Here is a 23,396-nt window from a genome sequence, read left to right on the forward strand (position 1 = left end):
AAATGTGCGCGGCGCCCTTCCCAAGCGCAAAGGAGGCGTTTAATTGAGACGTCTGAAGCCGGAGCTGAGCGCGCTTTCTCTTCCCGGCGCCGGGGCGTTCCCGAACCCCCGAAACCATTGCGCCCGGTTGCGCCGGACATCACTGCGGAGGCTCGGCGCGGCTCAAGACGATTTCCCGATAGCCCGAGCTCATGACCGCCGACCGCCTGAAAGAACCCCTTCACGCCGGCATTCCCGGCTGTCTCTGGATCATCCGCTTCGACGCGCAGGGCCGGGCGGAGCCGGGCGCGGCGGCCGATCTCGACGCGCTCGGCAAGGCGCGCGAGGGCTTCATCTGGCTGCATCTCGATTTGACCGACGTGCGCGCGCGGCCGCTCATCGGCCGGATCGAGGCGCTCTCGGACAGCGCGCGCGAGGCGCTCCGCGATCCGATCGATCACCAATATCTCGAATATTCGGAAAACCTGCTGAGCGGCGCCCTGCTCGATCACGAGCGCACCCTCGCCGGCCCGGCCTCGCGCACGGATTTCCTGCGCTTTGCGATCGACGAAAGCTTCCTGGTGACCGCCCGGCGGCGGCCGATGAGCTGCGTCGACGCCATCCGCAGCGCCGTTGGCCGCGGGACAATCGTCGAGTCGCCCTTCGCGCTCTTCGAGATGATGACGACCCATATCGTCGATGAGCTGAGCCGGATGGCGAATGACATCGGCCTCGCCTTCGATCGCGCCGAGGATCTGATCATCGACGCGCGCGGGCGCGATGCGCGGCCTTTGCTCGGCGCCGGGCGCCGCGACGCCGTGCGGCTCTCGCGGCAGATCGGCGGCCTTGTTTCGACGCTGGCGCGCCTCGAAGACATCGAGGACGATCCCAACAGCGCCGCCGACAATGCGCTGCGCGAGACGGCGTCGCGGCTCGTGCAGCATACCGAGTCGCTCGCCCGCGATATGCAAACCCTGCAGGATCGCGCCCGCCTGCTGCAGGACGAGCTGAACGCCATTCTCAATCTCGAGACCAACGACCGGCTCTATGTGCTGACCGTAGTCACGACGCTGTTGCTGCCGGCGACCTTCGTCACCGGCTTTTTCGGGATGAATCTCAAGAATTTGCCCTTTTCGGAAAGCGAGGAGGGCGTCGTCTACGCCACCATTGTTTGCATCTTTGCGGCGGGGCTCGTGCTGCTGTTGATGCGGCGTTGGGGCCTTACCGACTCCGAGGGCGCCGAGGAGAGCCGGCCGCGCGGCTCAAAGCCGCCGGCGCCGCCGGCCGACACCAGCAGTTACTGAAGCGGGCGCGATCGGCGCTTTACATGGCGCCCCACCCCGCATAATTTCCGCACCACTCTGAAACGGGGAGCGCCGCTCCCCAAGCTTTCCGAAAGACAAAAACCCATGCGCGCCGAGCCGCTTGCGCTCAAAGAACAGATCGAGCAGTCCATGGGACTGCTGAGGAGGCATCTTTGACGTCGAGACTGCAACCCGCCGTCTCGCCGAACTGAACGTCAAAGCCGAAGACCCCAATTTTTGGAACAACGCCGACGAAGCGCAGAAGCTCATGCGCGAACGCACCCAGCTCGAGGAGCAGATGGGCGCGATCGACAAGCTTGCGCGCGATCTCGAAGACGCGCTGACGCTCGTCGAGCTTGGCGAAGAAGCCGACGACGAGGCGACCGAGAAAGAGGGCGTCGAGGCGCTCAAAGCCCTGCTCAAAGAGGCCCAGCGCCGTCAGATCGAGGCGCTGTTCTCGGGCGAAGCCGACGGCAACGACACCTTCATCGAAATCCACTCCGGCGCCGGCGGCACCGAGAGCCAGGACTGGGCGCGCATGCTGTTCCGCATGTACGCCCGTTGGGGCGAGCGCAAGAAGTTCAAAGTCGAGGTGATCGAGGAGACCGCCGGCGAAGAGGCCGGCATCAAATCGGGCACGCTTCTGGTCAAGGGCCACAACGCCCATGGCTGGGCCAAGACCGAATCGGGCGTGCATCGCCTGGTGCGCATCTCGCCCTTCGACTCGAATGCGCGCCGGCATACGAGCTTCGCCTCGGTTTGGGTCTATCCGGTGGTGGACGACCGGATCGAGGTCAATATCAACGAGTCGGACTGCCGTATTGACACGTATAGATCGTCGGGCGCGGGCGGCCAGCACGTGAACACGACCGATTCGGCGATCCGCATCACCCATATGCCGACCGGCATCGTCGTCGCCTGTCAGGCTGAGCGCTCGCAGCACAAGAACCGCGCGACCGCCTGGAACATGCTGCGCGCCCGTCTCTATGAGCGCGAGCTGGAAATGCGCGAGGCCGAGGCGAACAAGGCAGCCGCCAGCAAGACCGACATCGGCTGGGGGCACCAGATTCGTTCTTATGTTCTGCAGCCCTATCAGCTCGTGAAGGACCTGCGCACCGGCGTCACGTCGGGCACGCCGTCCGAAGTGCTCGACGGCGAGCTCGACGACTTCATGCAGGCCTCTCTCGCCCAGCGCATCTATGGCGGCGGGCCCGAGAAGGTGGAGGACGTGGAGTAGCGCGCGACGGGGCGGCCCCCACCCGGCGCCGCCGAAGCCCGTCTGAAAGACGGGCGCCTAAACGACGCCCTGGCGCCGCCATCCTCCGTAAAGGGGGCCGCGAAGCGGGGGAGGATTGGGGAGGGGGCAACCTCACCCCGCCATCCTTTTCGCATCCGCAGAAGCTCCCGCTTCATTTGATCAATCTTTCGCGGCGCGATAAGAAGCAAGCCACCAAGCGCCTTTGCTTTTTATTCGCGTCAATTCGGCGCCGTCCCGCGCCGCGAAAGGTCGAGAGATGGACGCCGCTGTTGCGCCGCAACCAAGTTTCCTGAGCCGCGAGCGCTCCATCGCCTCGCCGACATTCAACCGCTGGCTCGTTCCGCCGGCCGCGCTTGCCGTGCATCTTTGCATCGGCATGGCCTATGGCTTCTCAGTGTTCTGGCTGCCGCTGTCGCGCATCGTCGGCGGCGCGGCGCCCAAGGAATGCCCGGCCGACATGGGCTTCTTCCAGACCATCGTCGCAACCAATTGCGACTGGAAGATCAGCATGCTGGGCTGGACCTTCACGCTGTTCTTCGTCCTGCTCGGCTCCTCGGCGGCGATCTTCGGCCATTGGCTGGAGACGGCCGGCCCCCGCAAAGCCGGCCTCGCCGCCGCCTTCTGCTGGTGCGGCGGCCTGCTCATTTCGGCGCTGGGCGTCTATCTTCACCAGATCTGGATGCTCTGGCTCGGCTCCGGCGTCATCGGCGGCGTCGGTCTCGGGCTCGGCTATATCTCGCCCGTCTCGACGCTCATCAAATGGTTCCCTGACCGGCGCGGCCTGGCGACCGGCCTCGCCATCATGGGCTTTGGCGGCGGCGCCATGATCGGCGCGCCGCTCGCCGATCGGCTGATGGGCTATTTCGCCACGCCGACCTCGCCCGGCGTCTGGCAGACCTTCGTGGCGCTCGCCGGCATTTATTTCATCTTCATGGTCAGCGGCTCGCTGGGCTATCGCGTGCCGGCCGACGGCTGGGCGCCCAAGGGCTGGACGCCGCCGGCGCCGGCCGCCAACGCCATGGTCACCCACCGCCACGTCCATCTCGACGTCGCCTGGAAGACCCCGCAATTCTGGCTGCTCTGGGGCGTGCTCTGCCTCAATGTCTCGGCCGGCATCGGCGTGCTCGGCATGGCCTCGCCCATGCTGCAAGAGGTCTTCGGCGGCAAGCTTATCGGCCTCGACCTCGGCTTCGACGCCCTCAACGCCGACCAGAAGAAGCAGATCGCCGCCATCGCCGCGGGCTTCACCGGCCTCCTGAGCCTGTGCAACATCGGCGGGCGCATCGGCTGGGCCTCGGCCTCCGACGCCTTCGGCCGCAAGGTCACTTATGCGATCTTCTTCGTGCTCGGCCTCGCGCTCTACGCCGCGGCGCCTTTCGCGGCAAAGGGCGGGCTCGTCTTCCTGTTCGTGCTGCTCTTCGCCGTCATCATCACAATGTATGGCGGCGGCTTCGCGACTATTCCGGCGTATCTCGCGGATATTTTCGGCACGCATTACGTCGGCGCCATTCATGGCCGGCTGCTGACCGCCTGGTCGACGGCCGGCGTGCTCGGCCCGGTGCTGGTCAACTACATTCGCGAATATCAGCTTTCGATCGGCGTGCCGCGCGAGGCTGCCTATAACCAGACAATGTATGTGCTCGCCAGCCTGCTGCTGGCGGGGCTTGTCTGCAATCTCCTCGTTCGGCCGGTCGCCGAGAAATATTATATGACCGATGAAGAGGTCGCGGCCGAGAAGAAGACCAGCATCGCCGCGGTGAAGCAGGAAGAGGAAGAGACCCACGCCGATTTCGAGGATTTTCTGGAGGAGGGGCTGGAGCCGCATGACCCTGTGCCCTCGGTCGCCCTTCGCGCGGCGCCGCGCCTCTCGCCGGTCTTGATCCTCTCCTGGCTCGCGGTCGGCATTCCGCTCGCCTGGGGCGTGTCGATCACGCTGTTGAAGGCGATGGCGCTGTTCAAATGAGCTGGATCGAGCGGCGCACGCGGGGGCCCTTTTGCTTGCCCCCATGGCGCCTCGTTTTCTTTCCATTAACCACAACCGCGCATGGTCGATATTCCGTAGCGCCCCGCGCGGAGCCCCCGCGCCCCATTCCGGCGGAGAGAAAATGGCGACGGCTTGCACCAATGGTCTCGACACAGGTTTTGTCGACCTCGGTTATATGAAGGTGGCGGCGCTCGGCGTCGTTCAGGGCATTTCCGAGCTTCTGCCGATCTCCTCGACGGCGCATATGCGCATCGTGCCGGCGCTGCTCGGCTGGAAGGATCCGGGCTCGGCTTTCTCCGCGGCGATGCAGCTTGCCGCGCTCGCCGCGGTGGTCAGCTATTTCTGGGGCGACATCCGCGCGCTGGCTGTGGGCTCCATTGGCGCAATTCGGCGGCGCGACTTCAACGACTGGACCTTCCGCTTCGTCCTTTGGATCGGCTTCGCGACCGTGCCGATCGGGCTCGCCGGCATTCTTCTGTCGCATACGCTCAACACCTGCGGCTCACCGCTGCGTTCGCTTCCGGTCATCGGCATTTCCTGCATCGTCATGGCCGCATTGCTCGCGCTCGCCGAGCTTTACTGCAATCACAAGCGCACGCTCGACCATGTGAGCCTGAAAGACGCCTTGATCGTCGGCTTCGCCCAGGTCGGCGCGCTTGTTCCCGGCGTGTCGCGCTCGGGTTCGACGCTGACGGCGGCGCTCTTTCTCGACCTCAAGCGCGAAGAAGCCGCGCGCTTCTCCTTCCTGCTTGGCCTGCCCGCGATCGCACTCGCCGGCCTCAAGGAATTATGGGAACTGCACAAGGCGCATCTCGATTTTCACGGCTGGTCGGTGCTGTCGCTTGGGCTTCTCGTCGCGTCGATTTCCGCCTTTGCGGCGATCTGGGGCCTGCTGCGCATCCTGGAGCGCTTTTCCGCCTGGCCCTTCGTCGCCTATCGCGCCTTCATCGGCGTCGTGCTGCTCGTGGGCTTTTACGGCGGCTTTCTGGCCTAGCGAACGGACCGCGCGCCTTCAGGCGCGCTTGGTTGTTTGCAAACCTCCGAGGCGGCCTCGTCCTTCGCGACGCGACCTTTGCTCGCTCCTCAGGATGAGGCCTAAGTGTCTGACGCAGATAACAGAAGTCCCTCATGCTGAGGAGCCTTGCATTAGCAAGGCGTCTCGAAGCGCGAGGGGCGTCATCGCCAATTTTCAAGCAAGTCTGCGCGGGCCTGAAGGCCCGCGGTCCGGGGGCTTTTACTCCGCGGCTTCGCGGAGCGCTTCGCGCGCCTGGGAGCGCAATTCATCGATCGGCGCCAGGCGGCCGTTTGTCTCGAAGTGCCAAAAGGTCCAGCCATTGCAGGCCGGGAGACCCTGCGCCAGCGCGCCGGTCTTGTGAATTGAGCCGACGAAACCCGAGAGCGAGACGGCGCCGTCGGCGCGCACGATCGCCGTATGGCGTTTTTTGACGTCCGTCAGCACGGCGCCGGGCGCGATCATGCCCGCTTCGACGAGGCTCCCAAAAGCAATGCGCGGTTCGGCGCGTTTGGATGGCGCGAGCGCAACCGCGTCTTCGGAAAGCGGCTCGACGGCGGCGATGCGCGCGGCCGCCGCCTGAGCATAGCCGTCCTCGCGCTCGAGTCCGATAAAATCTCGGCGCAATCGTTTCGCGACCGCGCCCGTTGTGCCGGTGCCAAAGAAGGGATCAAGCACAAGATCGCCGGGATTGGAGGCGGAGAGGAGCACGCGCGCGAGTAGTGTCTCCGGCTTTTGCGTCGGATGCGCCTTGCGGCCTTCGGAGTCCTTCAGCCGCTCGGAGCCGGTGCAGATCGGCAGGAGCCAATCCGAGCGCATCTGGCAATCCTCATTGCCGGCCTTCAACGCTTCATAGTTGAAGGTATAGCTCTTCACGGCCGGGTCGCGCGCCGCCCAGATCATCGTCTCATGGGCGTTGGTGAAGCGGCGCCCGCGGAAATTCGGCATCGGATTATTCTTGCGCCAGACGATGTCGTTCAGGATCCAGAATCCGAGATCCTGCATGATCGCGCCGACGCGGAAGATATTGTGATAGGAGCCAATGACGAAGATCGTCGCTGTCGGCTTCATGACGCGGCGGGCGGCGGCGAGCCATTCGCGCGTGAAGGCGTCATAGGTCGAGAAATCTGCGAATTTGTCCCAGTCGTCATCGACGGCGTCGACGAGGCTCTGGTCCGGGCGCGTCAACTTATTGGCGAGCTGGAGATTATAGGGCGGATCCGCGAAGACGAGATCGACGCTCTCTTCAGGGAGCGTCTGCATCAGCTTGACGCAATCGCCGCGCAATATCGTATTTCTGGCAGGCTGCGCGTGGAGCGGCCCGGCGATGGATAACCCGGTACGCGTGACCTTTATCCGGGATTTGAGGCGGGCCGCCCCGACGCGCGCGCTACTCATGAACTCGACACCACATACGCTACCAACACGTGTGAAGATGCCGGAACTAGGTAAAAAGCGCGTATAGAGCCGGCGCGGGAGGGCGTCTCTTTTTCGAACGAAAATCTTAATGAAGTAAGAAACTTAGCTTTAATGCCTCGTTTATACTTTCTCCCGCAGCGGCGAGAAGCTTAAGCGATGTGCCGGAGTTGGGCCGTTCTCGCGCAAGGCGTCGAGGTGGCGCCGCGCGGCGTAGCCGACATTGGTCTCGAATCCATAGCTTGGATAATGTGCGGCAAGTCGCCGCATCATTGCGTCGCGCGCGACTTTGGCGACGATCGACGCAGCGGCGATGGATAAGGTCGACGCGTCTCCCTTGACGATCGCGCGGCACGGGCAGGCGAGGCGCGGCGGATCGGAGCCATCGACGAGCACATAGGCCGGCGCGTGCGACAGGGTGGCGACCGCGCGGACCATGGCCGCGAGCGATGCTTGTCGGATGTTGATGGCGTCGATCTCAGCGGGCGTGACGAAGGCGATGCTGACGGCGATCGCCTTTTCCATAATCCGCTCGAATGCGGCTTCCCGCTCTTTCTGGTTCAGGACTTTCGAGTCGTCCAACCCGCGCGGGAGGCGCTTTGGATCGAGAATGACCGCGGCGGCGGCCACCGGCCCGGCGAGCGGGCCGCGCCCGACTTCGTCCACGCCGGCGACCGGCCAGATTCCCTGCCGATGCAACCGGCCTTCGATGCGGAAGTCGGGGCCGGCGCTCATGGCGCAACGCCAGAATGAAAGGGCCGGGTGAAATTTCGGTCGGTCATGTGCATGGCGATCTAAAAAGCGGCTGGCCGTCTTATTGGCAATGAAAAATTCGCGGCTCGCCCGCTCAAAAGAGGCTGAGCTGCTGAGGACCTCGGCGCGGCGGCTCGAAGAGGTCCGTGCGGAGTTTGAATGTCGAGCTCGAAAATCCGAGGCGCTTGGCGGCGAGCTCGAAGCGCCGGCCGAGCATCCAGGCGTAAGGCCCCTCGCCGGTAAAGCGTTTGCCGAAGGTCGGGTCGTATAACTTGCCGCCGCGCGTCGAACGCACAAGCGACAGGGCGCGGCGGGCCTTGTCCGGGAAATTGGCGACCAGCCATTCGCTGAAGAGATCGCGCACTTCCAGCGGTAGGCGCAGCATGATGTAGCCGGCCTCGCGCGCGCCGGCCGCGTGGGCGCGGGTGAGGATTGCTTCGATCTCGTCGTCGTTGATCGCGGGAATGATCGGCGCGGCCATCACGGCGACCGGCACGCCGGCGGCAGCGAGCTTCTCCATGGCGTCGAGCCGGCGCTCGGGCGTCGCGGCGCGCGGCTCCATGGTCCGGGCGAGTCGCGGATCGAGCGTCGTCACCGAAAAAGCGACCTTGGCGAGACCGTCTTGCGCCATCGGGGCGAGAAGATCGAGATCGCGCAGGACGAGCGCGGATTTCGTCACGATCGCGACCGGATGTTTGGCGCGCGCCAGCACTTCCAAAATAGAGCGCATGATGCGGTGGCGCTTTTCCGACGGTTGATACGGATCGGTGTTCGTGCCGATGGCGATGACTTTCGGCGCGTAGTTTTGCGCCGAGAGTTCACGCTCCAAAAGCTGCGCCGCGCCTTCTTTCACGAAAATCTCGGTCTCGAAATCGAGCCCGGGCGAAAAGCCCATATAGGCGTGGGTCGGCCGCGCGAAACAATAAACGCAGCCATGCTCGCAGCCGCGATAGGGGTTGATAGAACGATCGAATCCGATATCGGGGGAATCGTTCTTCGTGATGATCGAGCGCGGCTTTTCGACGTGAATGTTGGTCTTCAGCGCCTCAAGGGTCTCGAGCGAGCCCCAGCCGTCGTCCGCTTCCTCGCGGATTTCCTTTTCATAGCGGCCGCTGCGCTTCGACAGCGAACCGCGCCCGCGCCGCCGCTCGGGGTCGACCAGCGCGCCGATTTGCGCCTGCGCATCCGTCGAGATTTCAGCGAGCCGACCCATGATCCACTCCCGACAAAACGGCCCCTAAGGGGAGGCCGGCCGGAACCGGCCTCCCGTGATCGCGACTTTGGGGACTTCATGTCCCGACGCGGCTCGACCTGCCGAAGCGGAACATAGCGCGAATAAAGAACGAATAAAGAACATTCTCGGAGCATGCAAGAGGGTTTAAGATGACGTTAAGCGCTCGGGCGGAGAAAGCGCGTCCCGCTTGGGCGGCTCAATCGAGGCTTTCCTCCGGCGGCCCGGCAGGGATCAGAAGCAAACGAACGCCGTCATTGCGAGCGAAGCGAAGCAATCCAGGGCCGCGGTGGCTGCCCTGGATTGCTTCGTCGCTTCGCTCCTTGCAATGACGGCCTTGAGACTTTCGACATAAAAAAGAGGCGACGCTTGCGCGCCGCCTCCATGCGTTTCGTTGCGAGGTCCGCTCAGCGAACGAGGACGTTCTTGAACTGCCAGGGATCGCTCTCGTCGATGTCCTCGGGGAACAGGCCGGGGCGGCCCTCCAGCGGCGTCCAGTCGGTGTAATAGCCTTTCACCGGCCCGAGATAGGGCAGTTGCACTTCGAGGCAGCGCTTATAGTCGACTTCGTCCGCCTCGACGATGCCGGCTTCCGGGTTCTCCAGCGCCCACACCATGCCGGCGAGCACGGCGGAGGACACCTGCAGGCCGGTCGCGTTCTGATAGGGCGCGAGGTCGCGGGTCTCTTCGATCGAGAGCTGCGAGCCGTACCAATAGGCGTTCTTGGCGTGGCCGAAGATCAGCACGCCCAGCTCGTCGATGCCGTCGACGATCTCGTGCTCATCGAGAATCTTCCAGCTCGGCTGCATCTTGCCGGCGGCGCCGAAGATTTCATGCAGCGACAGCACCGCGTCATTGGCCGGATGATAGGCGTAGTGGCAGGTCGGCCGGTAGGCGACATTGCCCGCGCCGTCGCGCACCGTCAGGTAATCGGCGATCGAAATCGCCTCATTATGCGTGACGAGGAAGCCGAATTGCGCGCCGGGCGTCGGGCACCAGCTACGCACGCGGGTGTTGGCGCCGGGCGAAAGCAGGTAGATCGCCGCGCCGCAGCCGGCAGCATGCGTGCGGCCGATGTCCGGCAGCGATTTCTCATGCGTGCCCCAGCCGAGCTCGGCCGGCTGCATGCCCTCAGACACGAAGCCCTCGACCGACCAGGTGTTGACGAAGACATTCTGCGGCTTGGGGTCACGCGCCCGCTGCGTGTCGCGTTCGGCGATATGGATGCCCTTGACGCCGAGCTTCTGCGCCAGCGCGCCCCATTCGGCGCGGGTCGTCGGCTCCTTATCAAAGACGCCCGTGTCCTTGGCGATGTCGACGAGCGCCTGCTTGACGAACCAGGACACCATGCCGGGATTGGCGCCGACGCAGGAGACGGCGGTGGAGCCGCCCGGGTTCTTGCGGCGCTCTTCCAGAACGGTCTCGCGCAGCGCGTAATTCGTGCGCGCGTCATTGCCCATGTTCTTGTCGAAATAGAAGCCCGGCCAGGGCTCGATGACGGTGTCGACGTAAAGCGCCTTCAGCTCGCGCGCGAGCTTGATCATGTCGAGCGAGGAGACGTCGACGGAGAGATTGACGATGAAGGCCTGTCCGCCGCCCTTGGTGAGAAGCGGCGTGAGCACTTCGCGATAATTCTCAGGGGTGAGCTTTTCTTTGAGAAAAGCGATGCCGCGTTCATCGAGCAGCCGGCGGTGCGTATCGACCGGGTCGATGACCGTGAAGCGGCTCTTGTCGAAGTCGAAATGACGTTCGATCAGGGGCAAGATGCCGCGCCCGATGGAGCCGAAGCCGATCAGAACGATCGGGCCGGTGATTTTGCCATAGACGGGCCATACGGACATTTACTCTTGCCTCCTTGTGCGAATGGTGCGCCGCGATAAAGCAGGCGCGGGCGTCTTAATCAAGTACGGCGCCGGTTTATTGCATCGCCCGCGCTTGACCTGATGCGCGCGACACCCAAAATCTTGGGCAATTCCGAGTGGAGCAAGCATGGAACGGCCCGCGCCCCATGGCGTCTCTCCCGAGGCGATCGCCCCGGCGGCCGACGTGCGCCCTGAGCCTGCCAAGGTCGCCAAGCCGGCGGGGCCGCAGAAGGCCCGGCCGGTGAAGCTGCTTGCGACTGACACGGTCGAGGACGCCGCCGTCTGCGTCTTTTCCTCCGCGCTCGACCATTTCGAGGCCAATGCGCCGGTCTTTCTGGCTGATGAGCCGGCGGAAAGCGTGCATCAGATGCGCGTGGCGCTGCGGCGTTTGCGGGCGGCGATCGGGACGTTCCGCGACGCGCTGGCCGGCCCTGCCCTCGCCGCGGCGCGCGATCGGGCCAAAACGCTTGCCTCAACTCTCGGGCAGGCGCGCAATTGGGACGTTTTCCTCGACATGCTCGCGGAGGGCCCCGGCGAAACGCTCAAGGACGAAGCGAGCTACGAGGCGCTTCTCGCCGCGATCGAAACGCGCCGCGCCAAGGCCTATCGCGCCGCGCGCGCCGCGGTCGAGGGCCCGGAGGCGCGCGCTTTTCTTGCTGATTTTCGCGAGGCGATCGCCAAGCGCGATTGGACCGCGCAGCCCCGCGCGAGGGACGAGGGCTCCGCGAAGGACTTCGCACAAGCAGCCCTCACCAAGCTGCGCAAGCGCGTGATGAAGAAAGCCAAGGGTCTCGCCGATCTGGCGCCGGAGGAGCGGCATCAGGTGCGCATTGCTTTGAAAAAAGCGCGCTATGGCGCGGAGTTTTTCGAGAGCCTGTTTGCGCATGTCGAAGACGCCGAGGAATTCTCCGCCGCGCTCGCCAAGCTGCAGGACGGGCTTGGCGACTATAACGACATGGAGACGGCGAATACGCTGCTCGACGAGATCGACGCCGAGGGCGCCACGGTCCTGCGCGCCTCGGGCTTTGTGCGCGGCTGGTTCGCCCACGCGGCCCAGGCCGGCGCGGCGCATGCAAAGAAGAGCGAGAAGCGATTGAGGAAGCTGGAGCCGTTTTGGGAGTAGCGCTTGCCCCCTCCCTGTCCCTCCCCCGCTTCGCGGGAGAGGGGACGCTCACGATTAGCGTCGTTTATGAAGGCCACGCTCTGCTCCCTCTCCCGCGAAGCGGGGGAGGGTTGGGGTGGGGGCTCACCCCACAACCGCGACATTCCCATCGATCCGCCCGAGCACTCCATTGGGCAGGCGCGGTCCACCGCCGAGGTAGCGGTTGCGGTCGCGCACCATTTTGGTCACCGCCGCGAAATCGAGCTTGCCGGAGCCCAGCAGCGGCACATGCTCGACGAGCATGACTTCCGCCGGGATGGACAAATCCGACGCCCCCTTCGATTTGGCGTAGGCCGCGAAATCGGCGCGGGTCGCGTCCTTTTGCTGGGTGACGAGCACGATGCGCTCGCCCTTGCGCGGGTCGATCTCGGTCGCCGCCGCGGAGAGGGCCTTGGGCCAGAGCTCGGCGGCGAGCTGCTCGATTGCGGCGAGCGACACCATTTCGCCGCCGATCTTGGCGAAGCGCTTGGCGCGGCCCTTGATCGTCACGAAACCCTGCGCGTCGATCGTGACGATGTCGCCGGTGTCGTGCCAGCCGCCCTCCGGCGCCTGCAGCACGCCCGGCTTGTCGGCCATGAGATAGCCCATCATCACATTGGGGCCGCGCACGAGCAGGCGGCCGCCTTCCTCGACGCCGGGCACGGGTTCGAGCTTGACGTCGACGCCAGGCATGATGCGGCCCACGGTGCCGAATTTATTGAACATCGGCGTGTTGAGCGCCAGCACCGGCGCCGTCTCTGTGACGCCATAGCCCTCTAGAATGCGGATGCCGAAGTTCTCGCACCAGATGTCGCGGGTCGATTGCTTCACCGGCTCCGCGCCGGCGACGACATAGCGGATCGAGCGGAAGTCGTACGCGTGGGCGCTGCGCGCATAGCCGGCAAGGAAGGTGTCCGTGCCGAAGAAGATCGTGGCGTTAGTTCCGTAAATCAGCTCCGGCACAATGCGGTAATGCAGCGGCGAGGGGTAGAAATAGACCGGCACGCCGGAGATGAGCGGCAGCATGAAGCCGATCGTCAGCCCGAAGCAGTGGAACACCGGCAGCACGTTGAACACCTTGTCCTGGCGGCCGAAGTCGATGCGCGCCGCCGCCTGGGCGGCGTTGGCGAGCATATTGGCGTGCGACAGCGCGACGCCCTTGGGCGCGCCCTCCGAGCCGGAGGTGAAGAGCACAGCGGCCATATCGCCGGCCTTGCGCGCGACGACCGGCTTTTTGAAGCGCAGCAGGGCGTTCAGTTTGTCGAATGACGAGACGCCGGCGCGCATGTCTTCGAGATAGACGAGCGCGACTTTCTCTTCCAATGCGGCGGCGAGCTTGTCGAGCCTGGCCTTCTCGATGAAGGCGCGCGAGGTGAGGATGGTCTTGACGCCCGCCGCTTCGCAGCCGGAGAGAATATTTGCGGCGCCGGCGGTGAAGTTGATCATGGCGGGAACGCGCCCGGCAGACGTCACCGCAAGGAAAGTCACGCCCGCCGCATTGGCGTTCGGCAGCATGATCCCGACGCAATCGCCCGCCGTATCGATCTTCGCGATTTTTTCGCCCAGCACGCGGGCGCCGATGAGGATCCTTTTGTAGGTGAGCGCGCCCGTCAGCGGGTCTTCCAGCGCGACGCGCGAGAAACCATGCTTGTCGCCCGCCCGCACGACGGCCTCGAAAATCGTCTCGTCCTGCTTGGTCGTGCGGAAGATCATGTCCGACATGATCTGATAGAGCGCCGCGCCCGCCGCCATGCGCCGCGCCTTGCCCTTCAGCTCATCGTCGACGGTGAGGCGCACCGGCTCCTGCATGGTGAGGGTGAATTTCGGGAAGAAGCGGCGGCGCGCCTGGTCGCGCGTCAGCCGCGAAAAGATGGTCGCCTCCGGCCCGTCGATCTTCACCGGCACGATCATGGCCCCGGATTTCTCCGCGATCAGTCCGGCGCCGTCATAGACTTTCATCAGGCTGCCGGTGACGGTGAGGCGTCCTTCCGGAAAGATCACTAGAGACTCGCCCGCCTTCACCGCATTGATGAGCGTGCGCGTGCCGAGCGGCTTCGTGGGATCGAGCGGAATGGCGCGGGTGAACTTGAGAAAGGGCTTCACCCACCAGCGCTGCGAGATGCCATGGTCGATGGCGAAGACCGGGTCTTTCGGCAGCACAGAGAGGATCGCGGCCGCGTCGAGGAAGCTGACATGATTGAGGGCGATGATCGGGTTGGCGCCCGCTCTCTCCAGATTGTCGAGCCCCTTCACTTCGAGCCGGTAGAAGGACCGAAAAATAATCGACAATAAGTCGAGGATCGGGTTCTTCACCACGGCGTAGCGAATCCAGATTGCCGACAGCAGCGCGACCGCGCCCATGCCGAGGAAAAGCTGCGCCAGGGTCACGCCCTGCGCCTGCAGAAAAGCGACGCCGGCGCCGCCCGCGGCCATATAAGCGGCGTTATGGACATTGACCGCCGCGACGGTGCGGGCGCGCTGATCGGCCGGGCTCTGCGCCTGAATAGCGGCGAAGGACGGCACAATCATCAGGCCGCCCGCGAGGGCGAGCAGCGCGAGGTCGAGCGACGCATGCAGCGCGCCGGGCTGGTTGAAGTAATCGGCGATGCCGAGGGTGGGGCTTTCCGTCACGAGGCGGGAAATCTCGGCGACCCCAAGATCGAAGGACGCGATGGCGACGAGGGCGGCGCCGATTGCGGCGGGCAGCAGGACGATGCGGCCTTTGAGTAGAAAGGCGGCAAGCCCCGAGCCCGCGCCGATGGCGACGGCGAAAATCGTCAGATGCAGCGTGACGACGCTTTCGGCGCCATGCAGCGAATGCGTGACGAGCGGCGGCATCAGCGACATGGCGATGGAGCCATAGAGCCAGAAGAGGCTCGTGACGGTCGTGAGGCGGCGCAGCGACGGCGCGGCGCGCAGCGCCTTCATCAGCTTGAAGGTCGAGCGGAAGATATTGGCGTCGATCTTCAGATCGGCCGCCGCGCTTTGCGTCGAGGGGATGAACCAGGCCGCGGCGTAGCTCGCGAGCGCCACCGCGATGACGCCGCCGACAAAGGCGAGCGCGCCATAGGCTTCGTCATGCGCCTGCATCGCGAGGCCGCCGGCGATGGTGCCGGCGAGAATAGCGAGGAAGGTCGCGCTCTCGACGAGGGCGTTGCCGGCCGGCAGCTCTTCGCGGGTCAGATGATCCGGCAGAATGCCGTATTTGACCGGGCCGAACAGCGCGCCGGTGACGCCGAAGAGCGCGAGCGCCACGAAGAGCGTCGTCACGTCCGAGAAATAGAAACCCGCCGCGGAGAGGCCGGCGACGCCGATCTCGGCGAGGCTCAGGCGGCGCGCGATGGTCGCCTTGTCGAATTTATCCGCCATCTCGCCCGCGATCCCCGAAAGCAGGAAGAAGGGCGCGATGAAAATGGCGCCGGCGAGCGTGACGAGAGACGCGCCCTTTTCGCCGCCGATCTGCGCGAGGATCATCAGAACCAGCGCATTCTTGAGGAAGTTATCGTTGAAGGCGGCGAAGAACTGGCGCCAGAAGAGCGGCGCGAAGCGGCGGGTGGCCAGAAGCGATTGCGACATGGCGGTCAATCCAAAGGGCTGGGCCGGCGAAAATTGAACAGAGCCTGTTAAGGATCGGTCAAGACCGCCGGCCGGTTGCAAAAATCTACGCGGAGACGCCTTTGGAGACGTCCATCAGAAGGCGCTCGGTCTTGGCGTCCTCTATGCGGTTGAGCAGCTTTTCCGCCTCGACATTGTCGCGGATCGTCTTGGTGAGGATGATGCAGGATTGCACGAGCATCACCACGCCCATGATGAGAAAGCCTTTCATCCAATGGTCGATCGGCATGACGAAGACGCCGCCGCCCACCATCAGCGCGGCAATGCCGAAGGAAACATAGGAGAAGCCGACGAATGCGGCGGAATGTTTGATTGGTTGAGCGGACATTTTCATTTCCTTCTATCGGGACTGTAGTTGGGGCCTTGCTTTCAGGCGACGAGGCCGGCGGGCTGGCTCACGCCGCGCCGGCCTTTTCTTTCAGCCTTGCGAGAACATCCGCCGCGCGCGGCTTCACCGGCGGGCCGAAGCCGGCGTCGGCGAGGACCGCGTTGAGGTCCTGGGCTTTGTCGCGAGCGTCCAAATCATCGAGAGCGGCTTCAGCGGCGCAGGCTTCCGCCTGCCGTTCCCGCAGCCGCGCCAATGTGGCTTCCGCCTCCGAAAGGGTCGATTGACCGCAAGGCGCCTCTTCGAGCCTCCCGCGACGGGCGATCCGAACGGCCTCGGCCGCGCGGGCGATCCGCCTGCCGCGCTCCAATTCGGCGAGGCGGGCGGATTGGTCGCGCAGATGACGTTCGAGGCTCTTGATCTCGACTGAGAACAGCGCGCGCGCTTTCTCGGCCGCCGTGGCGTCGCTTTCGAGGTCTGCGATATTTTCAGCGGCTTTCCCGGCAAGGTCGTCGCGCCCGGCTTTCAAGGCCGCGACGGCGCGGGTTTCGATCTCGGCGATCTGCGCTCGCGTGGCGTCGAGCTTTCGCTCCTCCGCCTTGTCCTGCGCGCTCGCCAGGGCGAGCGTCTTTTTGGCGCGTTCCACCGCCAGGGCGGCGTCGCGCATTTGTTGATCGAGGATGGCGAGCGCATGGCGGTCTGCGAGCCGTTCCTCGGCTTCGTACGCCTTTCCCCGGAACAATGTGACGACAGTCTTTAGCATTCGGGTTCTCCCCTGAGCGTTACTGAACAATGTTCACAAGCCCTACTTAGCATCGCTGTGAACGAAGTTCAAGAAAACATTGAACGCGGCTCGGGGCTGTGCTCTAGGACATGCGCAAGTCTGGAACCGCTCAATAGGTTGCGCGGTTTTGAAACACCGGAAGAACGCCGCTCGCCTTGGCGCGGCCGCCTTCCCCGCCCATTCTTGCCGCCGCGGCGGCCTTACGGCCTCGAAAGGAATGATCGGTGAGCGAGACCAGAACCGAAGCCGGAACGCAGCGACGCCAGAAGCTCAGGGAGCGCCTTCTCGATGTCGCCCGGCAGTCCGTCGCGGCGCGCGGCCTCGGCGGGCTGAAGGCGCGCGACCTCGCGTCCGAGGCCGGTTGCGCGCTCGGCGCGATCTACACGGCTTTCGACGATCTCGACGAGCTGATCCTGCGCGTCAATCTCTCGACGCTGGAGCGGCTGGGCGATTCCCTCGACGCCGCCTTGAGCCAGGCGGACCCGTCGGCGGCGCTGCTCGCGCTCGCCCGCGCCTATCTCGATTTCGCCCGCAGAGAGGAGCCGAGCTGGCGCGCGCTTTTCGAACATCGCCTTTCGGGCGGCGCGCGGGTTCCCGATTGGTATTCGGACGAGCGCAACCAATTGTTCGGGCGCCTCGAGGCGCCCTTGGCGGCGCTTTTGCCCGGCTGGGACGAAAAATCCCGCGCGCGTCTCGCCCGCACGCTCTTCTCGGCGGTCCATGGCGTCGTGGCGCTCGGTCTCGAAGAGAAGCTCGAGGAAACGCCTCCCGAGGCGCTCGACGCGCAATTGGAGACCCTCGTGCGCCTCATCGCCGCTGGTCTGGCGCAAGAGGCGGCTCCAAAATCCTGAACCGCTTGCCATGCGGCATGGGAGCTGACATAGCCCCTTTATGGCCTACCTTCTGCTTTTCGCCGTCGCGATCTGGGCGGGCGCGCAAAATGCGCTCGCGGGCGGCGGCTCCTTCCTCATTCTGCCGACGCTGATGTTCACCGGCATGGACGCCCTCGCGGCGAACATCACCTCCTGCGTCGCGCTCTTTCCGGCGCAGGTCGCGACCGGCTGGACTGGGCGCAGCCACGCCAGAGGCGTTGGCGCGCTCACCTTGGCCTGGCTCTTCGTCATCTGCATTATCGGCGGCGCCATTGGCGCGGTGATCTTGCTGGAGACCCCGCGCGGCCTTTTCGCCCGGCTCGTGCCCTGGCTGGTGCTCTTCGCCACGGGGCTCTTCGCCTGGGGCAGCTTCTTTCGCAAGCCGGGAGAGGCGGAGGGCCATCTTTCTCCCGCCGGCGCCGGCTTCATTCAATTTCTCATCGCCACCTATGGCGGCTATTTCGGCGGCGGCGCCGGGTTCCTGATGGTTGCGGCGCTCACCATGGCCGGCCAGGCGGTGCGCATCGCCAGCGCGACCAAAAATGTGCTCGCCGGCGTGATGAACGCGTCGGCTGTCGTCATCTTCCTGTTTTCGCCGGATCTTCACTGGGAGCAGGCGCTCGTCACGGCGGCGGGCGCGACGATCGGCGGCGTCGGCGGCGCCCATCTCATTCACCGGATAGACGAGAAAATCCTGCGGATATTCATTGTGGTCATCGGGTCGCTGCTGACAGTGGGGCTCTTTCTGAAAGCGCCGTAAGCGAATCGCTAACGCGCTTTCCGAAATCCGCTCGATTGGTTCGCCGTCCCCGACGCTCGCGTCGTTTGAACACACAGGGACTCACCGCCGTCATTGCGAGGAGGCGGAGCCGACGAAGCAATCCAAAGCCGCATCGCCGCCCCGGATTGCTTTGCTCGCAATGACGGGCTCTGGGCAAAAGCAGCGCTCTTGTGGCTCTGGATTCCCGATCGGGCCTTCGGCCCGTCGGGAATGACAAGTCCCCATGCGAGCTACTCAACCGGAAATGGTATTAGGAGCTATTTAGCGGCTTCGTTGAGGAAAGCGTAAGCAGCTTTGGAATAGGCTTGCGGTCTTGTCGAACTGCTTGCCGCGCGAGATTCCATGGCCGCCACCTTCTCGGACAAATCCCGGCAGCAGACCGGCGCCTTAAGCGACAGGCGCGCGGCCCCGAGGCACAAGTCTTACACCGATGTCTGGGCCGATCCGGGCGGAATGGAGCCGGCGATACCGTGCCGGATCGTCGACATTTCGACGACCGGCGCCAAGATCGACGGCTTGGGCGCGACCTTGCCCGACAATTTCATCCTCCATGCCGGCCAAGCGAAACATGTCGCCCGGGTGGTCTGGCGCCGGCAGACGCTGGTCGGGGTGGAGTTCCAGAAGGGATCGAAGCCGCCGCGCGACGGCGCCCGGCTCCCGGAGCGGCGATAGGCTTATTTGCCCATCGCCTTTTCGATCTCCGGCAGGAGCGTCGTCGCCACGGCCGAGGGCGACAACGGCCCGACGAATTTATAGGCGATGGTTCCGTCGCCCTTGATCACGAAGGTTTCCGGCACGCCATAGACGCCGAAGTCGATCGCCGTGCGACCCGCCGGATCGACGCCGACGCGCTGGAACGGATTGCCGCCCGCCTGCAGGAAGCCCAGCGCATTGGCGGGCTCGTCCTTGTAGGAAAGGCCATAGATTTCGATGCCTTTTTCCTTCAGCGCCGCGTCGCGCGCCATGGCCATCAGCACGGGATGTTCCTGCCGGCAGGGGGCGCACCAGCTCGCAAAAATATTGACGACGCTGACATGGCCCTTGCGCAGGTCTTCGGTCGAAAGACCGGGCGTGTCCTTGAGGCCATCGAGAGCAGGAAGGTTGAATGTCGGCGCGGGCTTGCCGATCAGCGCCGACGGGATGCGCGACGCGTCGCCGGCAAAGAGCCGGATGAGGAACAGCCCTGCGAGCAGGGCGAAAAGAATGAGCGGCAGAAAACGCAGCGGCGAGCGCTGGGCGATGACGGGTTCGCTCACGCCGCGCCTCCCTCATCCCGTTGGCCTTTGGCGCCAAAGCGGGCAAGCTCGTCCTTCAGGCGCCGGTAGTCGAGGATGATGCGCGCGGCGGCGCCGCCGATCGTCAGAAAGGCGATCGCATAGGCGATCGCCACAAAGGTTTGATGTTCGCTCATTGCGCGGCCTCGAGCGTGGGCGCCTCGCCTTCGTCCCGGGCCGCCTCCTGCAGCGCCTGCATCGAGAGGCGCGCGAGGCGGCGGCGCAGGATTTCATTGCGGATCGCCATGAAATGCAGGGTCAGGAACAAAAGCGTCCCCGCGAGCGCCATGACCAGCAGCGGCCACAGCATGGAGCCCGAGATCGTCGGCCCGCCGATGCGGAAGACGGAAGCGGGCTGATGCAACGTGTTCCACCAATCGACCGAATATTTGATGATTGGAATGTCGATGGCGCCGACGAGCGTCATGATCGAGGCGACGCGCGCCCCGCGCGGGGTGTCGTCCATCGTCTGCCGCACGGCGATAAGGCCGAGATAGAGCAGGAACAGCACCAGCATCGAAGTGAGCCGGGCGTCCCACACCCAATATGTCCCCCACATCGGCTTGCCCCACAGCGAGCCGGTGACGAGGCAGACGAAAGTAAAGGCGGCGCCGAGCGAGGCGGCGGTCTTCTGCGCGGCGTCGGCGAGCGGATGCTTCCACACCAGAACGCCGAGCGACGCCGAGGTCATCACAATATAGGCGAAGATCGCCAGCCAGGCCGACGGCACATGGATATACATGATCCGCACCGTCTCGCCCTGCTGATAGTCGGGCGGCGCGGTGAAGGCGCCGTAGAGCCCGACGGCGAGCAGAATAAGCGTGAGGCCGGAGAGCCAGGGCAGGACGATGCGCGCGAAATTGAGGAAGCGCGTCGGATTGGCGTAGTCGAGGATATTCGGCATCGTGGAACGTCGGATCCTTCGATAATCGGCCTCTGCCATTCCCGACAGGCGAAGCCCGATCGGGAATCCAGCGCAGCGGCGCCCAACCGCCAGAAATAAGAAAGCGGACGCCGCTTTCCCGCGGCGCCCGCTTTTCTAGCCCTGTCCGCCCCGCTTAATTGGCCTTGGTCGGAGCTTTTGTCGAGTCCTTGGCGATTTCCTTGGTCTGCTCGGCGATGATCTGCGCCCGGGACTTGCCGTGCAGCAGGTCGATGGCCGCGGTCAGTTGCTTGTCCTTCTTCTCATCCGGCGGGACATAGGCCTGCGAGCCCGACTTCTCGTCCTCGCCGTTCTTGAGATGGCCCTTGAGCGAGGCTTCGCCCTTGGTGTCGTCCTTGCCCTTCAGCTCATCCGGCACTTCCTGCAGGATCTGCATGTCGGGATCGATGCCCTTGGCCTGGATCGAGCGGCCCGACGGCGTGTAGTAGCGCGCCGTGGTGAGGCGCAGCGCGCCGGCCGCGCCGCCGAGCGGGATGATGGTCTGCACCGAGCCCTTGCCGAAGGAGCGCGTGCCGATGAGCGTCGCGCGCTTGTGGTCCTGCAGCGCGCCAGCGACGATCTCCGAGGCCGAGGCCGAGCCGCCGTTGATCAGCACCACGACCGGCTTGCCCTTGGAAAGATCGCCGGGACGGGCGTTGTAGCGCTGGGTCTCGTCGGCGTTGCGGCCGCGCGTCGAGACGATCTCGCCCTTGTCGATGAAGGCGTTGACCACCTGGATCGACTGGTCGAGCAGGCCGCCCGGATTGTTCCGCAGGTCGATGATATAGCCCTTGAACTTGTCGGCCGGGATCTCCTGCTGCGCCTTGGCCATGGCGTTGCGCAGGCCGTCTGCCGTCTCCTCGTTGAACTGGGAGATGCGGACATAGGCGATGTCATTGTCCTGGGTCCGCGAGCGCACCGATTTGATGTGAATCTCCGCGCGGGTCATCTTGACCTCGATCTTGTCCTTGTCTTTGCCTCGGTAGACCGTCAGCTTGACCGGCGTGTTGATCTGGCCACGCATTTTATCGACGGCCTGGTTGAGCGTCATGCCCTGGACATTCTCGTCGTCGATGGCGCCGATGAGGTCGCCGGACATGATGCCCGCGCGCGAGGCCGGCGTGTCGTCGATCGGCGTAACAACCTTCACGAGGCCGTCTTCCTGGGTGACTTCGATGCCGAGACCGCCGAACTTGCCTTCCGTCTGCGTCCGCATGTCCTTGAAGCCCTTGGCGTCGAGGTAGCTCGAATGCGGATCGAGCGAGGTCAGCATGCCGTTGATCGCGTTTTCGACGAGCTTCTGCTCATCGGGCTTCTCGACATAATCGGCGCGGACCTTGTCGAACACATCGCCGAAGAGGCTCAGATTTTTATACGTATCGGCGGTGGTGGCGGCGGCGGCCGGCGCGCCGATCAGAGCGCGGGCCTGTTGGCCGAGCGTCGCGCTTCCGGCTCCGATGGCGATTCCGGTAGCGATTAGAGCAGTTTTGCGAATCATCCGCCGACCTTCCGACTGTCTGACTTGGCCCACCATGGGCTCGAGTCGATCGAGTTACCGTCCTTGCGGAACTCGACATATAAAATGGGTTGTTTCGCGCCGATCGCGACGGTTGCGGCCGTCTGCGCGGCTCCGTCTCCCATGCTGGCCACCGGCTCGCCCGCCAGGACGAATTGTCCGACGTTCACGTTAGAGCGATTCATGCCGGCCAGGACGACATAATAGCCGTCGCCTGCGTTAAGGATCAAGAGTTGTCCGTAGCTTCTGTATGGTCCCGAGAATAGAACCCAGCCATCGGAGGGCGCGACCACGACGCCATTGTCCCTTGCGCCGATGTAATAGGCTTTTTCCTTGCCGCCGAAACCGTCCGGCGCGCCGAAGCGCTTCAGCACCGGCCCCGCCACCGGGAAGTTGAGCTTGCCCTTGAGGTCGGCGAAGGAGACAGCGGGCGCGAGACGCGCCGCGTCCTTGAAAGGCGCCGCCAGCGCCTTGCGGCGTTGCTCCTCGCTGAGCTTTGCCTGCGCCGCCGCCCGTTCCTCATCGGCCTTGCGCGCCGCCTCCGCCGCCTTGCGGGCGGCTTCGCTTTCGGCCTCCATGCGCGTGATCAGATCTTTCAGGCTGGACGCCTGCCGCGCCAGCGCCGCAGAGCGCGCGGCCTCCTTCTGCATCGCCGATTGTGCGGTTTCGATCGCCTCCTGCCGCATGGCGATCAAGTCGCCGAGCCGCGCGCGTTGCTCGGCCAGCGCCTTCTTCTCCTCGCTCAGGCGGTCCTGCTCGTGGCGGGCCATGTCGCGAAGACGGACAAGCTCGGCGAGATCGTCCTGCAGCGCGCGCGCCTCGGCGCGCATTTGCGGCAGCATATCGCCCAGCGCCAGCGAGGCGCGCAGAGCGTCGAGAATATCTTGCGGGCGGGCCAGGAGCGCGGGCGGCGGGCGCCGGCCCATGCGCTGGAGAACCATCAGCACCTCGCCGATCGTCGCCCGGCGGCTATCTAGCGAGTCGACGATTTTTTTCTCGTCGCCGGCAAGCTTGGTCAGTCTTTCTTCGATCTGGGCTGCGTGCTCTTCCGTCTCCTGCAGACGGCCGGTCGCCTCGAGCAGAACTTTGTTGAGGTTTTCGCGTATGGCGGCGTGCGAGGCGATCTCTCCTTCGAGCTTCTTCGCCCGCTCTCTCGCCTCGTCTATCGTGCTCTCGACCCCGCGCAGCTCCAGGCGCTTGATCGATAGATCGCTTGAATCGCCCGCCTTTTCTTCAGCGTGCGCGGAAAGGGCGGCGGCCAGCGACAGCAGGACGAAGAGACCACGCCCCTCGCCTGTCCGCAGTTGCTCGCTCGCCCATGTCATGCGCGCCATATAGCCTGGTTCCATGAAGAGCCGCGACTATGC

At 64.7% G+C, this 23,396-nt stretch carries 20 protein-coding genes; 8 read left to right on the forward strand and 12 right to left on the reverse strand.

Going from position 1 to position 23,396, the window contains the following annotated elements; genetic code table 11:
- Nucleotides 1-191: 191 nt before the first annotated feature.
- The 4 genes from JJT62_RS01605 (at nt 192) to JJT62_RS01620 (ending at nt 5,519) form a co-directional block, all read left to right on the forward strand.
- Nucleotides 192-1,283: a CorA family divalent cation transporter gene (locus tag JJT62_RS01605; RefSeq protein WP_202070933.1), complete on the forward strand. Its 1,092-nt coding sequence runs from the start codon at nt 192-194 to the stop codon at nt 1,281-1,283.
- Between the two features lie 105 nt (nt 1,284-1,388).
- Nucleotides 1,389-2,520 (forward strand): peptide chain release factor 2 gene (gene prfB / locus JJT62_RS01610; protein ID WP_202070934.1). Its coding sequence is split into 2 segments (ribosomal slippage): nt 1,389-1,457 and nt 1,459-2,520, totalling 1,131 coding nucleotides; the frame shifts between segments, so codons are not numbered across the junction.
- Nucleotides 2,521-2,797: 277 nt separating this feature from the next.
- Entirely contained in the window at nt 2,798-4,504 is a 1,707-nt protein-coding gene (locus tag JJT62_RS01615) for an OFA family MFS transporter (RefSeq protein ID WP_202070935.1), read from the forward strand.
- Nucleotides 4,505-4,646: 142 nt separating this feature from the next.
- Nucleotides 4,647-5,519, forward strand: a complete 873-nt coding sequence (locus JJT62_RS01620; protein ID WP_202070936.1) for an undecaprenyl-diphosphate phosphatase — start codon at nt 4,647-4,649, stop codon at nt 5,517-5,519.
- A 240-nt stretch (nt 5,520-5,759) separates the two neighbouring features.
- Here the strand turns inward: JJT62_RS01620 and JJT62_RS01625 are convergent, their stop codons facing one another.
- From JJT62_RS01625 to JJT62_RS01640, 4 genes are all read right to left on the reverse strand, one after another.
- Entirely contained in the window at nt 5,760-6,935 is a 1,176-nt protein-coding gene (locus JJT62_RS01625; RefSeq protein ID WP_202070937.1) for a site-specific DNA-methyltransferase, read from the reverse strand.
- A 141-nt stretch (nt 6,936-7,076) separates the two neighbouring features.
- Nucleotides 7,077-7,688, reverse strand: a complete 612-nt coding sequence (locus JJT62_RS01630) for a ribonuclease HII (protein ID WP_202070938.1) — start codon at nt 7,686-7,688, stop codon at nt 7,077-7,079.
- Between the two features lie 112 nt (nt 7,689-7,800).
- Nucleotides 7,801-8,919, reverse strand: a complete 1,119-nt coding sequence (locus JJT62_RS01635) for a PA0069 family radical SAM protein (RefSeq protein WP_202070939.1) — start codon at nt 8,917-8,919, stop codon at nt 7,801-7,803.
- Between the two features lie 425 nt (nt 8,920-9,344).
- A complete protein-coding gene (locus JJT62_RS01640; RefSeq protein WP_202070940.1) occupies nt 9,345-10,778 on the reverse strand; it encodes a homospermidine synthase in 1,434 nt (477 codons plus the stop codon).
- Nucleotides 10,779-10,926: 148 nt separating this feature from the next.
- Here JJT62_RS01640 and JJT62_RS01645 point away from each other — a divergent pair, with 148 nt between their 5' ends.
- Nucleotides 10,927-11,922 (forward strand): CHAD domain-containing protein, encoded by a 996-nt coding sequence (locus JJT62_RS01645; RefSeq protein ID WP_202070941.1) that lies wholly within the window; start codon nt 10,927-10,929, stop codon nt 11,920-11,922.
- Between the two features lie 123 nt (nt 11,923-12,045).
- Here the strand turns inward: JJT62_RS01645 and JJT62_RS01650 are convergent, their stop codons facing one another.
- The 3 genes from JJT62_RS01650 to JJT62_RS01660 form a co-directional block, all read right to left on the reverse strand.
- Nucleotides 12,046-15,516, reverse strand: a complete 3,471-nt coding sequence (locus tag JJT62_RS01650; RefSeq protein ID WP_202070942.1) for an acyl-[ACP]--phospholipid O-acyltransferase — start codon at nt 15,514-15,516, stop codon at nt 12,046-12,048.
- Nucleotides 15,517-15,601: 85 nt separating this feature from the next.
- A complete protein-coding gene (locus JJT62_RS01655; protein ID WP_202070943.1) occupies nt 15,602-15,889 on the reverse strand; it encodes a YiaA/YiaB family inner membrane protein in 288 nt (95 codons plus the stop codon).
- Between the two features lie 61 nt (nt 15,890-15,950).
- Complete coding sequence (locus JJT62_RS01660) at nt 15,951-16,643, reverse strand: PspA/IM30 family protein (RefSeq protein WP_202070944.1); 693 nt, start codon at nt 16,641-16,643, stop codon at nt 15,951-15,953.
- A 245-nt stretch (nt 16,644-16,888) separates the two neighbouring features.
- On the opposite strand from JJT62_RS01660, the gene JJT62_RS19450 reads away from it, so the two are divergent.
- From JJT62_RS19450 to JJT62_RS01675, 3 genes are all read left to right on the forward strand, one after another.
- Entirely contained in the window at nt 16,889-17,515 is a 627-nt protein-coding gene (locus JJT62_RS19450) for a TetR/AcrR family transcriptional regulator (RefSeq protein ID WP_202070945.1), read from the forward strand.
- 40 nt (nt 17,516-17,555) lie between these two features.
- Nucleotides 17,556-18,296, forward strand: coding sequence for a sulfite exporter TauE/SafE family protein (locus JJT62_RS01670; protein WP_202070946.1), 741 nt, complete (start codon nt 17,556-17,558; stop codon nt 18,294-18,296).
- A gap of 363 nt (nt 18,297-18,659) precedes the next feature.
- Nucleotides 18,660-18,989, forward strand: a complete 330-nt coding sequence (locus JJT62_RS01675) for a PilZ domain-containing protein (RefSeq protein WP_202070947.1) — start codon at nt 18,660-18,662, stop codon at nt 18,987-18,989.
- A 2-nt stretch (nt 18,990-18,991) separates the two neighbouring features.
- Here JJT62_RS01675 and JJT62_RS01680 read toward each other — a convergent pair whose 3' ends face one another.
- The 5 genes from JJT62_RS01680 to JJT62_RS01700 form a co-directional block, all read right to left on the reverse strand.
- On the reverse strand, nt 18,992-19,573 hold the full coding sequence (locus JJT62_RS01680; protein ID WP_202070948.1) for a DsbE family thiol:disulfide interchange protein: 582 nt from the start codon (nt 19,571-19,573) through the stop codon (nt 18,992-18,994).
- Complete coding sequence (gene ccmD / locus JJT62_RS01685) at nt 19,570-19,728, reverse strand: heme exporter protein CcmD (protein WP_202070949.1); 159 nt, start codon at nt 19,726-19,728, stop codon at nt 19,570-19,572. The genes JJT62_RS01680 and ccmD overlap by 4 nt, the downstream gene beginning before the upstream one ends.
- The gene (locus tag JJT62_RS01690) at nt 19,725-20,495 is read right to left on the reverse strand and encodes a heme ABC transporter permease (RefSeq protein ID WP_202070950.1); all 771 of its coding nucleotides are present in this window, start codon (nt 20,493-20,495) and stop codon (nt 19,725-19,727) included. Before JJT62_RS01690 ends, ccmD begins: the two co-directional genes overlap by 4 nt.
- A 154-nt stretch (nt 20,496-20,649) precedes the next feature.
- A complete protein-coding gene (locus tag JJT62_RS01695; RefSeq protein WP_202070951.1) occupies nt 20,650-22,011 on the reverse strand; it encodes a S41 family peptidase in 1,362 nt (453 codons plus the stop codon).
- Entirely contained in the window at nt 22,008-23,363 is a 1,356-nt protein-coding gene (locus JJT62_RS01700; RefSeq protein WP_202070952.1) for a murein hydrolase activator EnvC, read from the reverse strand. The genes JJT62_RS01695 and JJT62_RS01700 overlap by 4 nt, the downstream gene beginning before the upstream one ends.
- Nucleotides 23,364-23,396 lie beyond the last annotated feature (33 nt).

This window comes from Methylocystis sp. Sn-Cys, from assembly GCF_016745395.1.
In the GTDB taxonomy this organism is placed as follows: Bacteria; Pseudomonadota; Alphaproteobacteria; order Rhizobiales; family Beijerinckiaceae; genus Methylocystis; species Methylocystis iwaonis.

What these genes read in the sequence shown, in the direction of transcription:
- JJT62_RS01605 (WP_202070933.1), top strand. Translation starts at nt 192, where the DNA reads ATGACCGCCGACCGCCTGAAAGAACCCCTTCACGCCGGCATTCCCGGC.
- JJT62_RS01615 (WP_202070935.1), top strand. Translation starts at nt 2,798, where the DNA reads ATGGACGCCGCTGTTGCGCCGCAACCAAGTTTCCTGAGCCGCGAGCGC.
- JJT62_RS01620 (WP_202070936.1), top strand. Translation starts at nt 4,647, where the DNA reads ATGGCGACGGCTTGCACCAATGGTCTCGACACAGGTTTTGTCGACCTC.
- JJT62_RS01625 (WP_202070937.1), bottom strand. Translation starts at nt 6,935, where the DNA reads ATGAGTAGCGCGCGCGTCGGGGCGGCCCGCCTCAAATCCCGGATAAAG.
- JJT62_RS01630 (WP_202070938.1), bottom strand. Translation starts at nt 7,688, where the DNA reads ATGAGCGCCGGCCCCGACTTCCGCATCGAAGGCCGGTTGCATCGGCAG.
- JJT62_RS01635 (WP_202070939.1), bottom strand. Translation starts at nt 8,919, where the DNA reads ATGGGTCGGCTCGCTGAAATCTCGACGGATGCGCAGGCGCAAATCGGC.
- JJT62_RS01640 (WP_202070940.1), bottom strand. Translation starts at nt 10,778, where the DNA reads ATGTCCGTATGGCCCGTCTATGGCAAAATCACCGGCCCGATCGTTCTG.
- JJT62_RS01645 (WP_202070941.1), top strand. Translation starts at nt 10,927, where the DNA reads ATGGAACGGCCCGCGCCCCATGGCGTCTCTCCCGAGGCGATCGCCCCG.
- JJT62_RS01650 (WP_202070942.1), bottom strand. Translation starts at nt 15,516, where the DNA reads ATGTCGCAATCGCTTCTGGCCACCCGCCGCTTCGCGCCGCTCTTCTGG.
- JJT62_RS01655 (WP_202070943.1), bottom strand. Translation starts at nt 15,889, where the DNA reads ATGAAAATGTCCGCTCAACCAATCAAACATTCCGCCGCATTCGTCGGC.
- JJT62_RS01660 (WP_202070944.1), bottom strand. Translation starts at nt 16,643, where the DNA reads ATGCTAAAGACTGTCGTCACATTGTTCCGGGGAAAGGCGTACGAAGCC.
- JJT62_RS01670 (WP_202070946.1), top strand. Translation starts at nt 17,556, where the DNA reads ATGGCCTACCTTCTGCTTTTCGCCGTCGCGATCTGGGCGGGCGCGCAA.
- JJT62_RS01675 (WP_202070947.1), top strand. Translation starts at nt 18,660, where the DNA reads ATGGCCGCCACCTTCTCGGACAAATCCCGGCAGCAGACCGGCGCCTTA.
- ccmD (WP_202070949.1), bottom strand. Translation starts at nt 19,728, where the DNA reads ATGAGCGAACATCAAACCTTTGTGGCGATCGCCTATGCGATCGCCTTT.
- JJT62_RS01690 (WP_202070950.1), bottom strand. Translation starts at nt 20,495, where the DNA reads ATGCCGAATATCCTCGACTACGCCAATCCGACGCGCTTCCTCAATTTC.
- JJT62_RS01695 (WP_202070951.1), bottom strand. Translation starts at nt 22,011, where the DNA reads ATGATTCGCAAAACTGCTCTAATCGCTACCGGAATCGCCATCGGAGCC.
- JJT62_RS01700 (WP_202070952.1), bottom strand. Translation starts at nt 23,363, where the DNA reads ATGGCGCGCATGACATGGGCGAGCGAGCAACTGCGGACAGGCGAGGGG.